13 protein-coding genes are annotated in these 13601 nt (G+C 67.0%); 7 read left to right on the top strand and 6 right to left on the bottom strand.

Annotation, left to right across the window (positions count from 1 at the left end; all coding sequences use genetic code 11):
• Nucleotides 1-58: 58 nt before the first annotated feature.
• Nucleotides 59-1024 (top strand): nitrilase-related carbon-nitrogen hydrolase, encoded by a 966-nt coding sequence (locus ACQ86A_RS04560; protein ID WP_431279429.1) that lies wholly within the window; start codon nt 59-61, stop codon nt 1022-1024.
• Nucleotides 1021-2046, top strand: coding sequence for an agmatine deiminase family protein (locus ACQ86A_RS04555; protein WP_431279428.1), 1026 nt, complete (start codon nt 1021-1023; stop codon nt 2044-2046). The genes ACQ86A_RS04560 and ACQ86A_RS04555 overlap by 4 nt, the downstream gene beginning before the upstream one ends.
• A 126-nt stretch (nt 2047-2172) precedes the next feature.
• Here ACQ86A_RS04555 and ACQ86A_RS04550 read toward each other — a convergent pair whose 3' ends face one another.
• On the bottom strand, nt 2173-3534 hold the full coding sequence (locus ACQ86A_RS04550) for a flavin monoamine oxidase family protein (protein WP_431279427.1): 1362 nt from the start codon (nt 3532-3534) through the stop codon (nt 2173-2175).
• A gap of 139 nt (nt 3535-3673) precedes the next feature.
• Here ACQ86A_RS04550 and ACQ86A_RS04545 point away from each other — a divergent pair, with 139 nt between their 5' ends.
• The gene (locus ACQ86A_RS04545; RefSeq protein WP_431279426.1) at nt 3674-4069 is read left to right on the top strand and encodes an SHOCT domain-containing protein; all 396 of its coding nucleotides are present in this window, start codon (nt 3674-3676) and stop codon (nt 4067-4069) included.
• 42 nt (nt 4070-4111) lie between these two features.
• On the opposite strand, the gene ACQ86A_RS04540 is transcribed toward ACQ86A_RS04545, so the two are convergent.
• Nucleotides 4112-4726: a hypothetical protein gene (locus ACQ86A_RS04540; RefSeq protein WP_431279425.1), complete on the bottom strand. Its 615-nt coding sequence runs from the start codon at nt 4724-4726 to the stop codon at nt 4112-4114.
• 52 nt (nt 4727-4778) lie between these two features.
• Nucleotides 4779-6071, bottom strand: coding sequence for an APC family permease (locus ACQ86A_RS04535; protein ID WP_431279424.1), 1293 nt, complete (start codon nt 6069-6071; stop codon nt 4779-4781).
• A 143-nt stretch (nt 6072-6214) separates the two neighbouring features.
• Here ACQ86A_RS04535 and ACQ86A_RS04530 point away from each other — a divergent pair, with 143 nt between their 5' ends.
• Both ACQ86A_RS04530 and ACQ86A_RS04525 read left to right on the top strand, forming a co-directional pair.
• The gene (locus tag ACQ86A_RS04530; RefSeq protein WP_431279423.1) at nt 6215-7675 is read left to right on the top strand and encodes an anaerobic C4-dicarboxylate transporter family protein; all 1461 of its coding nucleotides are present in this window, start codon (nt 6215-6217) and stop codon (nt 7673-7675) included.
• A 28-nt stretch (nt 7676-7703) separates the two neighbouring features.
• Nucleotides 7704-9059, top strand: coding sequence for a M20/M25/M40 family metallo-hydrolase (locus tag ACQ86A_RS04525; RefSeq protein ID WP_431279422.1), 1356 nt, complete (start codon nt 7704-7706; stop codon nt 9057-9059).
• A 14-nt stretch (nt 9060-9073) separates the two neighbouring features.
• Here ACQ86A_RS04525 and ACQ86A_RS04520 read toward each other — a convergent pair whose 3' ends face one another.
• From ACQ86A_RS04520 to ACQ86A_RS04510, 3 genes are read right to left on the bottom strand one after another with little or no spacing between them, the layout of a single operon-like run.
• Nucleotides 9074-9229, bottom strand: coding sequence for an ion channel (locus ACQ86A_RS04520; protein ID WP_431279421.1), 156 nt, complete (start codon nt 9227-9229; stop codon nt 9074-9076).
• Nucleotides 9226-9807: a hypothetical protein gene (locus ACQ86A_RS04515; protein WP_431279420.1), complete on the bottom strand. Its 582-nt coding sequence runs from the start codon at nt 9805-9807 to the stop codon at nt 9226-9228. The genes ACQ86A_RS04520 and ACQ86A_RS04515 overlap by 4 nt, the downstream gene beginning before the upstream one ends.
• A 1-nt stretch (nt 9808) precedes the next feature.
• Nucleotides 9809-10420 (bottom strand): TetR/AcrR family transcriptional regulator, encoded by a 612-nt coding sequence (locus ACQ86A_RS04510; protein WP_431279419.1) that lies wholly within the window; start codon nt 10418-10420, stop codon nt 9809-9811.
• A 168-nt stretch (nt 10421-10588) separates the two neighbouring features.
• Here ACQ86A_RS04510 and ACQ86A_RS04505 point away from each other — a divergent pair, with 168 nt between their 5' ends.
• A complete protein-coding gene (locus ACQ86A_RS04505; RefSeq protein WP_431279418.1) occupies nt 10589-11614 on the top strand; it encodes an aldo/keto reductase in 1026 nt (341 codons plus the stop codon).
• 49 nt (nt 11615-11663) lie between these two features.
• Complete coding sequence (locus tag ACQ86A_RS04500) at nt 11664-13592, top strand: potassium transporter Kup (protein ID WP_431279417.1); 1929 nt, start codon at nt 11664-11666, stop codon at nt 13590-13592.
• Nucleotides 13593-13601: the final 9 nt, after the last annotated feature.

Genomic DNA, 13601 nt, shown 5'->3' with positions numbered 1-13601 from the left:
CGGCCTTCTCTGTGCATAATAAACGAACACTATTCGTTTTAGCACCCGGATGGACCCCATGACCTTCGAACTCGTGCGCTCGACCGGCGCCCCCGCATCCCTCGCCCGCGTTGCCGGAAGCCGCGACGATGCCGCACCGGTGCGCATCGGCGTCGTGCAGCACGCCTGGCAGCCCGACCGCGCCGCGCTCGAAGCCGAGCTCAGCGAAGCGGTCGCTCTAGCCGCATCCGAGGGCGCGGAGATCGTGTTCCTGCCCGAGCTGACGCTCTCGCGCTATCCGGCCGACACGATCCCGAGCGGTCGCGCAGATGAGCTCGCCGAAGACCTCGAGACCGGACCGACCCGCCGCTGGGCGGCCGAGGCAGCCGCGGCAAACAGCGTCTTCGTGCACGCGTCGCTCTACCAGCGCACCGGCGACGAAGACGGCCGCGGGCTCAACACGGCCATCGTCGTCTCCCCGTCGGGAGAGATCGTCGCGAAGACGCACAAGCTGCACATCCCGGTGACCGCCGGATACTACGAGGACAAGTACTTCCGCGCCGGGCCTGCCGACGAGCCCTACCCCGTTCACGAGCTCGCAGAGCTTCCCGGCGTGCGGCTCGGGATGCCGACCTGCTGGGACGAGTGGTTCCCCGAGGTCGCGCGGGCTTACGGCCTGCAGAACGCGAACGTCGTCGTCTATCCGACGGCGATCGGTTCCGAGCCCGACCATCCCGAGTTCGACACGCAGCCGCTCTGGCGTCAGGTGATCGTCGGCAACGGGATCGCCAACGGAACGTTCATGGTCGTGCCCAACCGCACCGGTTCGGAGACGAAGCCCGACGGCACCCCCGGCAACACCTTCTACGGCTCGTCGTTCGTGAGCGACCCGTACGGACGGATCCTGGCCGAGGCGCCGCGGGACTCGCAGGCGGTACTGGTCGTCGACCTCGATCTGCCGCAGCGCGACGATTGGCTGGCGCTGTTCCCCTTCCTCGCAACGCGCCGGCCCGACACCTACGACCTGCTCGGCCCGACCCGATGAGCGCCGCGTGGCTGATGCCGCACGAGGGCGACCCGCACGAGCGCACCTGGCTCGCCTGGCCCAGCAGCGGCTACACGCTCGGTGACACGGCGGAGGACGCCGAGGACGCCCGCACCACGTGGGCGGCGGTCGCCAACGCCGTCGCCGAGTTCGAGCCCGTGTCCGTAGTTGTCGACCCGCGTGACCGGGATCTGGCCCCGCGCTACCTGTCCGCCTCGATCGCGCTGCACGAAGCAGCCCTCGACGACGCGTGGATGCGCGATATGGGTCCCACCTTCGTGCGCTCCACCTCGACGGGCGAGCTGGGCGCCGTCGACTGGATCTTCAACGGCTGGGGCGCGCAGGACTGGGCCACGTGGGAGCACGACAGCAAGGTCGGCGCGCGCGTGGCGTCGTGGGCCGGGGCCACGCACATCCCGAGCCCGCTGGTGAACGAGGGCGGCGGCATTCACGTCGACGGCGAGGGGACCGTGCTCGCCACCGAGACCGTGCAGCTCGACCCCGGACGCAACCCCGGCCTCACCCGCGAAGACGTCGAAGCCGAGTTCGCGCGAACGGTCGGCGCGACCAAGACGATCTGGCTGCCGCGCGGGCTCACCCGCGATTCCGAACGGTTCGGTACCCGGGGGCACGTGGACATCGTCGCCGCTTTCGCGCGCCCCGGCGCCGTGCTGCTGCACACGCAGCGCGACCCCGAGCATCCTGACTTCGAGGTGTCGCGTCAACTGCGCGATGTTCTCGAAGGGGCGACGGATGCAGCCGGCCGCGCCCTGGAGATCGTCGAGGTCCCCGCGCCCGCAACGTTGCGGGACGAAGACGGCTGGACCGATTACAGCTACATCAACCACCTGCTGGTCAACGGCGGAGTGATCGCCTGCTCGTTCGGCGACCCGCACGATGCCGAGGCCGCGGCAATCCTCGCGGACGCCTACCCTGGCCGCCGTGTCGTCACGGTCGACGCGCGTCCGCTCTTCGCCCGCGGCGGCGGCATCCACTGCATCACGCAGCAGCAGCCGGCCTAGCCCTCCTAACGCCATCGAGTCCGGGAGGAATCCCCTTTCCCAGCGATTCAAATGGGGATTTCTCCCGGACTCGATGTGCGTAGGCGGGGTCGGGAGGGCGCAGCGGGTTAGGAGGGCGCGGCGGGGTCAGCAGGGGGCGAGAGCGGTCACGATCGCCGCGGCGGTCTCGCGGCCGACGCGGATCGCACCGTCGACGTGCTGGTAGCCCTTGCCCGCCATGTCGCTGCACGAGAAGTGGATGGGTCCGACCGGCTCCCGCAGGTCGCTGCCGTAGCGCGCCAGCCCGCCCATGTCGAAGCTCGCCGCGTACGCTCCCCGCGTCCACTCCTCGCTTCCCCAGTCGCTCTCGTAGTAGACCACCGGGTGGAGCGCAGCCTCGCCGTAGTAGTGCGACAGTGACTCCAGGATGCGCGCCCGACGCTCCTCGGCCGGGAGCTTGAAGACCCCGTCCGCCTCCTCGTCCGAGACGAATCCGACGAGCGTGCCGCGTGGGTCGCCGTCGTAGCAGTTGTCGTACGCCTCGTGCACGACCTCGTACGGGCTGAATGCCGTGCCCGAGTATCCGTCCTCCCGCCAGAACGGCGTCTCGTAGACCGCATGCACCTTGATGACGAAGCCCATCGACAGGTGCTGGTGCATCTGCTGCTGCCGCCGGGGCAGCGGGGGTTCATACGAGATGCGGCTGATCAGGATGGGCGGCAGGGCCAGGATCGCGGACCGTGCGTGCACCTCGACCCCGTCCGCGACCGCGGTGACGCCATCCGCGTCCCAGCGCAGCGTGCGCACTGGCTGCCCGAGGTGGACATCCTCACCGAGTCGCTCGGCGAGCAGCAGCGGAACCTGCTGCAGGCCGCCCTTCACCCGCTTGTCCAGGATGAAGTCGGCGTCGACGAGGTTCGAGAAGCTCCCGGCGGAGGCGGCCATCAGCAGCGCCTGCAGCGCGGAGAACGCGTGCGCGGGCTTGGTGAGCATCGCACCGGCGATGAACATCCCGATATTGAGCCGCGCCTCCTCGTCATCGGTCTGCGTCTCCAGCCAGCGGCTGAACGAGATCTCGTCGAGTTCCTTGGCGACAGGATGCTGCCACGGCCGATCCGGATCGATCTCCGCGACCAGCGCATCCAGCTTCTCGATCAGCGTGAGGATCTCGTGCTCGGTCTGTGCCGGCACAGGAAAGATCTCGCCCGCGAACGTGCGCCGTTCGCCACTCGGGCTGATGTAGATGTTGAGTCCTTCGCGGTAACGCTCGTAGGTGTCGAGGCCGAGCTCGTGCAGTGTCTCGATGAGCGCATCCTGATCGGGCGACACCCACTGGCCGCCGATCTCAAGAGTCGCGCCGTCGATGTCGTTCGTCCACAGCCGGCCGCCAACACGGTCGCGTGCTTCCAAGACCGCGACGCTGAGGCCGGCCTTCTTGAGTTCTGTAGCCGCCGTCAATCCCGACGCTCCTGCGCCCACGATGACGACGTCACGCTCGATGCTGGTCACTCGTTGTCTGTCGCTTTCTGCTCGCAAAGCGCTGATCCTCGCCCGACGGACATCATCCGGAAGGGGTGATGCCCACGCTACATCGGCCGCGCTACATTCAGCCAACCACCGGCTCATTTGCGACTGAAAGGGCAACGTCATGACCAGCTTCTGGGATTTCCTCTGGTTCCTCTTCTGGACCTACATCTTCGTGTCGGTCATCATCATCCTGATTCAGATCTTCGTCGACCTGTTCAGCGACAAGACCCTGAACGGCTGGTTCAAGGCGCTCTGGGTCATCTTCCTCGTGTTCCTTCCCTTCCTCGGGGCGCTGATCTACCTGGTCACGCGTGGCCGCGGGATGGCGGAACGTCGCGAGGGACGGATGATGGTGCGGTCGGCCGGAGCCGGGGCGCCCGCATACGCTCCACCCGCCGCGGCCGCGTCGCCCGGGGTCTCGCCGTCGGAAGAGATCACCCGCGCCAAGGCGCTTCTCGACTCTGGCGCGATCACCCAGGCCGAGTACGACACCATCAAGGCGCGCGCCCTCGGCTGAGCACGGAGTGAGATGGGGCCCCTTCGCGAGAAGGGGCCCTTTTCACATGTCTGGGACTTCGGAGACAATCGACGGATCGACGGCCTCGATGAGGAGCGGCCATTCGGCGGGGGCGCCCGCGACGCGCCAGACCCTGACCATCGCGCCCGCGCTCGGCACCTGCGGTTGAAGCAGTCCGGCCGCCCGGGCTGTCGGCCGGTGCCACACGGCGTTGACCGTTCCGCCGTCCGAGATGGTCACGGCGAGGGTGAAGGTGTCGACGCGGCCGTCCTCGAGCGTCGAGACCGTGCGCTGACGGATGGTTCCAGACTCGAGGTGAATGCGCCCGGCGCCGTCGGCCCAGCGTTGTCGGGCGACCGCGCGCAGACGACCGTCGGCGATGGAGCCGACGTAGGCGAACCAGAGCGTGAAAAGCAGCCCGCCGATCATCACGGTGAAGATCAGCGAAAACCACCAGCCAGGCGTCGGCTGCGACCAGAGGAGGACGACTCCTGCCGCCCCGCCGATGGACGCGATGAGCAGCAGTACGAGCAGCGTCATGACGGTCGCGGGACGCATCCGGCCGCGGAGAGGGAGCGCTGTCGGTGGCGAGGGCTCGCTCCAGACGTCGAGGAGACGGACGACGTGTCCGGTCGACGGAGCGGTCGAGGTGGCCATGCGCCGACCCTATCGGGCGCGGGTATACATCCGGAGTCGTGCCCTCCGAACGCTATTGAGGAGCGGGTGCGCGCCTGCGCGCGGCGGCTTTCCAGCCGAAGTCCACCACGACCGCCAGGGCGATGATGACCACGAGCGCGATCGCTGTCGTCGGCTCGTTCACCAACGTCGTGGTGCAGAAGACGATGAACGTGCCGAGCGTCGCGATCAACCCGATGACGAGAACGACGATATTCGCGCCCGTCTTCCGGAACAGCCGGAAGTGCGCGACGCTGACCGCTGAGAAGACGAGCAGTGCGACAGCGCTGCCGATGGAGGCGATCGCGTTCAGGTTGAAGCCGATCACCAACAGGATGGCGAGCGCCGCCATCACCAGCAGACCCGTCGGGAATCGACCGACTCCACGGGAGAAGACCGGCGGGAACTGGCCGACCGAGGCCAGGTGTCGCGTCATCCCGATCGACGGATAGAGTCCCGCGTTGACTGCGCCGGTGGTGGAGAACAGGGCCGTGATGACCATGAGCACGTAGCCGGCCTGTCCGAGCGTCGGCTTGGCCGCCTCGGCGAGCGCGGTCGTCCCATAACGGACGACCTCGTCGGCGGTGAGGGTTCCGAAGACTCCGAGCGATACCGCGACGTAGACCGTTGTCGCGATCGCCAGCGCAAGATAGATGGCCCGAGGAAGCTGCCGCGCCGGGTTCGGCAGATCCTTCGCGGTGAACGTGATCACGCCGAAGCCGAGGAAGGCGAAGAACGTGAGGGCGACGCTCGCGATGATCTCCTGCACACCCGGGTATCCGGAGGGGGCGAGCAGCGCGGGGTTCCAATTGGCGATGGTTACGATCGCGAACACGACCAGGATCACGAGAACCACGGTCACGATGACCGACTGCACCCGGGCGACGGCAGCCGACCCGATGGCGTTGAGGGCGGTCATCACCAGGATCAGCAACACCGCGCAAACCGTGGCCCAGAAAGGATCGTCGTGCGCGACGACGGCGCTCGCGTATCCGCCGAACGACGAAGCGATCATCGCCACGACGATCGAACCCGCCGTGAAGAACAGCCACGCTCCGATCCCGGCGGTGTGTCCGGCGCCGAAACCACGCTCGAGGTAGGCCAGGATGCCTCCACCCGACGGGTACTTCGCCCCGAGCTTCGCGAACGAGTATCCCTGCAGAGCCGCGATGATCCCGGCGATCAGGAACGACAGCCAGACGGCTGAGCCGGCAACCGCACCTGCCGCTCCGAGCAGGGCGAAGATGCCCGCTCCCACCATCGAGCCGACCCCGATGAAGGTCGCCTGCATGACGGTCATCCGCTTCTCGGTGCTGCCTGTGCTCACGGTGGCTCCTTGCGCGTACGGGCGAGTATGCGCTGAGGCTATTCCGCCCGTCTCACCCCACAATCACCCGCACAGGATGATTTGGTCGGGTCGATCATCCGGGAAACTCTGTCCTGAATGATCGGCTGAACGAGAGGCTCGTCATGAACATCTTCATCGTCATTCTGGAAGCGGTCGTCGTCATCGGGGCGATCGTCCTGGGTGTCAGAACGGGTGGAATCGGTCTCGGACTGTGGGGAGTCGTCGGCACCGCGATCCTCGTGTTCGTCTTCCGGCTGCCGCCCGGCTCCCCACCGATCGACGCGTTCTTCATCATCATCGCGGTGATCACGGCATCCAGCGCGATGCAGGCAGCCGGCGGCATCGACTACCTCGTGTCGATCGCGTCGAAGATCATCCAGCGCAATCCGAAACGGCTGACCTACGTGGCACCGCTCGTCGCGTTCGTCTTCACGGTTCTGTCGGGAACGTCCAACATCTTCATCGCGCTGATCCCGGTCATCTACGAGACCTCGTACCGCAACGGTCAGCGTCCCGAGAAGGCACTCGCCGCTTCGACTGTCACGTCGGGCCTCGGCATCACGGCCAGCCCGGTCTCCGCCGCGATGGCGGCCTACCTGGTGCTGATCGAGCCCTCGGGATACGGCCTCCCGCAGGTGCTGCTCATCACGATCCCCGCCGCCATCGTCGCCTGCATCGCCACCTCGTTCGTTCAGCAGCGAATCGGCAAGGAGCTCGCCGACGACCCGGTGTTCCAGGAGCGCGTCGCCGAGGGCCGGGTTCAGGTTCCGGCCGTGCTCGAATCGAAGATGGCAGCAACCAGCGCGGGAGCCAAAGCGACCACAGCGGATGGCACGACGACGGCCGTCACGGTCGACGAGCCGCCCACCCGCGGACGCTCCGGCCGGAGGCGCGAACCGGTCCCTGTCGTGGAGCACACGGTGCCCCCGGGCGGTCGCACGGCAGCCATGATCTTCATCGTCGGCACCCTGCTCGTCGTCGTCCTCGGCCTGTTCCCCTCGCTGCGACCGGCTTTCCCCGATGAGGAGGGCAACCTCGTTCCGCTCGGGATGTCGACCGTGATCGAGATGGTGATGTTCACGGCTGCTCTGGTCATCATCCTGGTGCGCCGGGTGAAGCCGACCCTGGTCGTGGAGCAGCCCTTGCTGCGTGCCGGCTATGTCGCCGCGGTCGCCCTGTTCGGTATCGCTTGGATGGCTGACACCTTCATCTCGGCCAATGAGGAAACCATCATCAAGCCCCTGGGTGAGCTGATCAAGAGCTACCCGCTGCTCCTGGCCGTCGCACTCTTCCTCGTCTGTGGCCTCACGACGAGCCAGTCGGCGACCACCAACACGCTCATCCCGATCGCGATAACAGCGGGTCTTGCCCCTGGCGTGATCACGGCGATGTGGCCATCCCTGATCGGTGTGTGGCTGTTCCCGGCGAACGGAGGTCAGATCGCGTCGGTTGAAACCGACCTGACGGGTTCGACCAAACTCACGCAGGTGCCGATCTGGCACTCGTTCACGATACCGATGCTCGTGTCCTGGGTCTCCGTCGTCGTTGCCGGCCTGCTGATCCAGCTCGTCGTCCCAGCCTGACCATCACCCCGCTCTCGAGGAGGAAACCATGTCGGAGTCCGAAGACCTGACCGCGGCGGCCGCCGCGCTGATGCCGGACGTTCTCGAACGTCTGGAGACGCTCGTGCGCATCCCGTCGGTCGCGTTCCCGGGATTCGATCCCCAGCCGGTCGCCCAGATGGGCCAGGCCGTCGTCGACCTGTTCAAGGCGGCCGGAGCTTCGAACGCAGAACTGCTCGACGTGCCCGACGGCTACCCCTGCGTCTACGCCGAGATGGAGGGGCCGGAAGGATCGCCGACCGTGCTGCTTTACGCGCACTACGACGTGCAGCCGGCGCCGGCGAGCCAGGGGTGGTCGAGCGAGCCGTTCGAGCCGACGACCAAGGCGGACGGCCGCATCTACGGCCGAGGCGCCGCCGACGACAAATCCGGGCTGGTCATCAACTACGCCACCCTCAAGCTGCTCGGTGAGCAGCTGCCGTGCCACATCAAGCTCCTCTCCGAGGGCGAGGAGGAGACGATCTCGCACCTGGAGCAGTTCGTCGAGGACAACCCGGAACGCTTCGCCTGCGATGTCGCGGTGATCGCCGACATCGGCCCTCAAGAAGTCGGACGCCCTGGCCTCACTACTGCGCTCCGCGGCGACGTGGCTTGCACGCTGACCGTGCGCACCCTGGCGAATCCGGTCCACTCCGGCATGTTCGGCGGTGCGGCTCCGGATGCGATGACCGCGATGATCCGCATCCTCGACACCCTGCACGACGAGAACGGTGACACCGTCATCCCGGGGGTCGACTCGGGACACTGGTCGGGTGCCGATATGGATGAGCCCGTCTATCGCAGCGGATCCTCGATCCTCCCCGGCGTCGACTACCTCGGCACCGGATCGCTGTCCGATCGGATCTGGATGAAGCCGTCGGTCACCGTTCTCGGGATGGACCTGCCGAGCACCGCCGAGGCGTCGAACGTCCTGCTCCCCGAGGTGACCGCACGCCTCTCGATGAGGATCGTGCCCGGCGCCGACGCGGACGCCCAGCTCGACGCGCTCATGGACCACCTCCGGTCGCAACGGCCTTGGAACTGCGAGGTGACGGTCGAGAAAGTGAAGGCCGGGCATCCCTTCGCCGTCGACGAATCGCACCCGGCCATAGCCGCGGCCATCGACGCACTGGGTGAGGCGTACGGCTCCTCGGTCGAGTCCATCGGCAGCGGAGCATCGATCCCCCTCGTGGCCTCGCTGCAGAAGATCGCGCCGAAGGCCGCCATCGTCCTGTGGGGGGTCGAGGACACGAAGCAGTCGCGCATCCACGCATCCGACGAGTCCGTCGATCCGGAGGAGATCCAGCGGATGATCGTCGCCCAGACGCTGTTCCTCCGCAAGTTCGCGAGCGCCGGCGCATCCTGAGCCCGTCGTAGTAGTCAGCGGGAGGGTCTGCGGAGCCTGCCCGTCCATCCCGTGACCACACGGGCAATGGCGGTGACCAGGAAGAGCTGACCGGTGATCGCCTCCGCGATCGCAACGCTCTGCACCCCTGAGGTCACCGGCACGAGATTGCCGTAGCCCGTCGTGGTCAAGGTCGTGAAAGAGAAGAAGAGCAGTTGCGGGAGGCTGTCGGGATTCCCGGTCCGAAGATCGACCCCTGGGTCAGCGCGAAGACGTTGTACAAGAACGTGAAGAACATGCCGATCAGGAGGTACGCGCAGATCGCCGCGAAGAGGGTCTCCCCGTCGATGCTTCGTCGTCTCGTCTCGGAGAACACGATCACGAGGGGTGCGAAGAAATACGCGACCATCGCGCCGATGGCCAGGATGAGGGAGAGCCCGTCGCCGGTCAGCCCGCTGATCAACACGATGAGGACCGCGATGAACGCTGCACCGAGGATGACGTCTGCCACCTGCTGAACGCGCCGAGGAGTCCGGGCGACAGCGAGCACCGCCCCGACCGTCACGAGCTGGGCGAGGAGGGCGATCTCGCTCGGTTCGCCGGAGGTCTGAGCGGCGGTGAACGCATACGACACGACGATGAGCACCAAGATCAGTGGGTACCCGGAGTATCCCCACCGCCTGGCCCACGGAACGCGACCCGTTCGTTCCGTCCCCGGCGCCGCGTCGCTATCCCCGTCAGGCGCCGGCATCTCAGACGGGACTGTCATCTCAGGCTTCTTCGGCTCGAAGCCCTGCGAGGAGCAATCGCACCATGCGCTCCGGCTGCCCGGAAGCATCGCCTGAGACCGGGCCGCTCTGATGGGAGAGGTTTGCCACAGCTCCGAGGAATTCGGACGCGTCGACCGTTTGAACGATGTCTCCGGATGCCGTGGCCGCGGCGAGCAGTCGGTCGAGCGTCGGCGCGAGGCGCGTCGAGAAGTACTCCGCGAGCGGCTCGTAGGCGGAGTCGCCGGAGTGCAACGCCGCGGCCAGACCGCGCTTCGTTGCGACGAACTCGGTGTAGCGCATGATCCACCGATCGAGCGCCTCGCCGGGAGGGTACGCTGCTTCGATTCCCGGCGCAGCGTCGACGCACGCGTCGATCTCCCGCCGGAATACCGCGGAGATCAGGTCGGAGCGGAGCGGAAAGTGACGGTAAAGCGTGCCGACCCCGACGCCGGCGCGCTCGGCGATCGAGCGGACGGGCGCATCCACCCCGGACTCCGCGAACACCGCTTTCGCGGCCCCCAGCAGCGCGTCGACGTTGTGACGTGCGTCGGATCGCATCTTGCGAGGTGCAGTGCCCCTGTCGCTGCGGGCGATGCTCGCGGTCGTGGACATGCCGATACCCCTTGCTAACGGAACATAGCTCCGCATATAGTGATCCTAAGCGGAACAACGTTCCGATAAGGGCTGCTGCGCACCCATCCGGAAAGGTGTTCCGATTAGCCCGATCATATGGCACGGGCAGGTTCCGATGCCACCACGAGAATTCCAGGAGCAGAGACCATGCAGTACCGCACACTCGGCCGCACCGGCATCAAGGTGACCCCATACGCGCTCGGCGCGATGATGCTCGGGTCGTTGGGAAACCCCGACAGGGAACAGGGCGTCGCCATCATCCACCGAGCACTCGACGCCGGCATCAACTTCATCGACACAGCCGACCGCTACGGCGACTCCGAGGATGTCGTCGGTGAGGCGCTCAAGGGTCGCCGCGACGAGGTCGTGCTCGCCACGAAGTTCTGGGGACCGGTCGACGACGACATCAACCATCGCGGTGCATCCCGCCGCTGGATCATGGAGGCGGTCGAACGTTCGCTCCGCCGGCTGCAGACGGACCACATCGACCTCTACCAGTTGCACCGGCCCGACCCGGACACCGACATTGACGAGACGCTCTCCGCCCTGACCGACCTCGTCCGACAAGGCAAGGTGCGCGCGATCGGCACGTCATCGATGCGCGGGTCGGAGATCGTCGAAGCCCAGTGGATGTCCGAACGACGCGGCTTCGAACGGTTCCGTACCGAGCAGCCCAACTACTCGATCCTCGACCGCGAGATCGAGCGCGAGATCCTTCCGGTGACCGAGCGCTACGGGATGGGAACGCTCGTGTACAGCCCGCTGGCCGGCGGAACGCTGACGGGTCGGTACCGGGCGGGCCAGGAGAACGACAACTTCCGGTCCACCAGAACGGGGATGCACCACTTCCGGGATGAGCGTCGGCTCGCCGCCGTCGAGGAACTCGTCGCCCTCTCGGACGAGGTCGGGGTGAAGCTGACCCACCTCGCCATGGCGTTCGTGATCGCGCATCCGGGAGTCACGTCAGCGATCGCGGGGCCGCGCACGATGGAGCAGCTGGAGGACACGCTGGCCGGCGTCGACGTGTCGCTGTCGGACGAGATCCTCGACCGGATCGACGCCATCGTGCCTCCTGGCGAGAGCATCGGCGCGATGGATATGGTCTACCGCGGCCCCGAAGTCGGCGACCCGACTCTGCGTCGGAGGCCGACCGCGCAGCGCTCCGCTTCCTGACCCGCGCGGGGCGGTCCCGGCGGGGTCGCGGAGGGGTAACGTTGCGCCAATGCAGCACACGCGGCCTCGCACGGCCCACACCTCCCGCTCGCGAACGCGTCCGGCCGCGGTGGTCGCCATCGCCGCGTTAGGTGTCGTCTTCGGCGACATCGGAACCAGCCCGCTGTATGCCCTGAAGACGGTCTTCCTGCTGGACGGCGGCGCCGTCCGTCCGAACCAGGACGACGTGTTCGGCGTGATCTCGTTGATCTTCTGGAGCATCACGATCATCGTCTCGATCAAGTACCTCGGCATCCTGATGCGGGCGGACAACGACGGCGAGGGTGGCGTGATGGCGCTGGCGGCCCTGGCACAGCGGCTCTACGCCAGCCGGGCAGGCCGCGCAGGGACCCTTCTGGTCATCGGGATCGTCGGACTGGCACTCTTCTATGGGGATTCGATCATCACACCGGCGATCAGTGTGCTGTCTGCGGTCGAGGGCCTCCACGTCACCATCCCGGAGATCGGTCAGCTGGTCATCCCCATCGCGGCGGTCATCCTGGTCGGTCTGTTCGCGGTGCAGCGTTACGGGACGGGACGGGTCGGCGTGCTGTTCGGCCCGGTGATGGTGCTGTGGTTCGTCGTGCTGGCCGCGGCCGGGCTGGGCATGGTGATCCAGCATCCGTCGGTGCTGCTCGGCCTGTCGCCGACGTATGCGGTGGTCTTCATCGTCGCGCATCCCGCCATCTCGTTCATCGCCCTCGGGGCGGTCGTGCTGGTCATCACCGGAGCGGAGGCGCTCTACGCCGACATGGGTCACTTCGGGCGCTCCCCGATCCGGCGGGCCTGGTTCTTCCTGGTCTTCCCCGCTCTGACGATCAACTACCTGGGCCAGGCCGCGCTGGTGCTGCACGATCCCGCAGCGAAGGCCAACCCGTTCTTCCTGCTGATCCCCGACTGGGGACGGCTTCCCGTGGTGATCCTGGCCACGGCCGCGACCGTGATCGCCAGCCAGGCCGTGATCTCCGGCGCCTTCTCGCTCACTCGGCAAGCCGTGCACCTCGGCGTGCTCCCGCCGCTCACCATCAAACAGACCTCGGAGCGCGAAGGCGGCCAGATCTACCTGCCGGCGGTCAACATCCTGTTGTTCGTCGCGGTCATGGCTGTGATGCTCGCGTTCGGCTCATCCGACCGGCTCTCGACCGCGTACGGCATCTCGGTCACCGGTGCTCTGGTCGTCGACACGCTGCTGCTCCTCCTGGTGGCACGCCCGCTCTGGCACTGGGCGCCGTGGAAGATCGTCGCCGCCGCGGTCGTCTTCGGCGGGCTCGAGATCGCGTTCCTTGCGGGCAACCTCACCAAGGTGATCAACGGCGGATGGGTGCCCCTGCTCATCGCGGCCGTGCTCATCCTGATCATGACGACGTGGCGCCGAGGTCGTCAGCTCGTTCAAATGGACCGGAAGAAGAAGGAAGGCTCGCTTTCCGCCTTCATCGAGAGCGTGCGCAAGCTGAACCTGCCACGGGTGCCGGGTGTCGCCATCTTCCCGCATCCAAACAAGGACAGCACGCCGTTGGCGCTGCGGGCGAATGTGAAGCACAACCACGTTCTGCACGAGCACGTCATCATCGTGTCGGTGACCACGGCATCCGTACCGCATGTGCCGACAGTGGACGCGTTCGAGTACGACGACCTCGGTTACGCGGACGACGGCATCGAGCACCTGAGCATCCGCTTCGGTTTCTCGGACAAGCCCGACATCCCCCGCGCGCTTCGTGCCGCCTGCCGCGTCGGCGCACTGCCCCTCGCTGCCGCGGACTTCAAGAACGCCTCATACTTCATCTCTCGCGGCGCGATCCGCATCACCAGGACCCATGGGATGGTGCCCTGGCGCCGCTCGCTGTTCATCGCGCTTGCGCACAACGCCGCCGACCCCGCCGCCCGCTTCGGGCTGCCGGCACTTCGGACGGTCACGATGGGGAGCGACGTCGAGATCTGACGCGCGAGC

Source organism: Leifsonia poae, from assembly GCF_050632195.1.
GTDB classification, from domain to species: domain Bacteria; phylum Actinomycetota; class Actinomycetes; order Actinomycetales; family Microbacteriaceae; genus Leifsonia; species Leifsonia poae_C.
This window is presented reverse-complemented; position numbering and strand designations above follow the sequence as displayed.

Coding starts and splice junctions, on each gene's coding strand:
- ACQ86A_RS04560 (WP_431279429.1), top strand. CDS start 59: ATGACCTTCGAACTCGTGCGCTCGACCGGCGCCCCCGCATCCCTCGCC.
- ACQ86A_RS04555 (WP_431279428.1), top strand. CDS start 1,021: ATGAGCGCCGCGTGGCTGATGCCGCACGAGGGCGACCCGCACGAGCGC.
- ACQ86A_RS04545 (WP_431279426.1), top strand. CDS start 3,674: ATGACCAGCTTCTGGGATTTCCTCTGGTTCCTCTTCTGGACCTACATC.
- ACQ86A_RS04540 (WP_431279425.1), bottom strand. CDS start 4,726: ATGGCCACCTCGACCGCTCCGTCGACCGGACACGTCGTCCGTCTCCTC.
- ACQ86A_RS04530 (WP_431279423.1), top strand. CDS start 6,215: ATGAACATCTTCATCGTCATTCTGGAAGCGGTCGTCGTCATCGGGGCG.
- ACQ86A_RS04525 (WP_431279422.1), top strand. CDS start 7,704: ATGTCGGAGTCCGAAGACCTGACCGCGGCGGCCGCCGCGCTGATGCCG.
- ACQ86A_RS04515 (WP_431279420.1), bottom strand. CDS start 9,807: ATGACAGTCCCGTCTGAGATGCCGGCGCCTGACGGGGATAGCGACGCG.
- ACQ86A_RS04510 (WP_431279419.1), bottom strand. CDS start 10,420: ATGTCCACGACCGCGAGCATCGCCCGCAGCGACAGGGGCACTGCACCT.
- ACQ86A_RS04505 (WP_431279418.1), top strand. CDS start 10,589: ATGCAGTACCGCACACTCGGCCGCACCGGCATCAAGGTGACCCCATAC.
- ACQ86A_RS04500 (WP_431279417.1), top strand. CDS start 11,664: ATGCAGCACACGCGGCCTCGCACGGCCCACACCTCCCGCTCGCGAACG.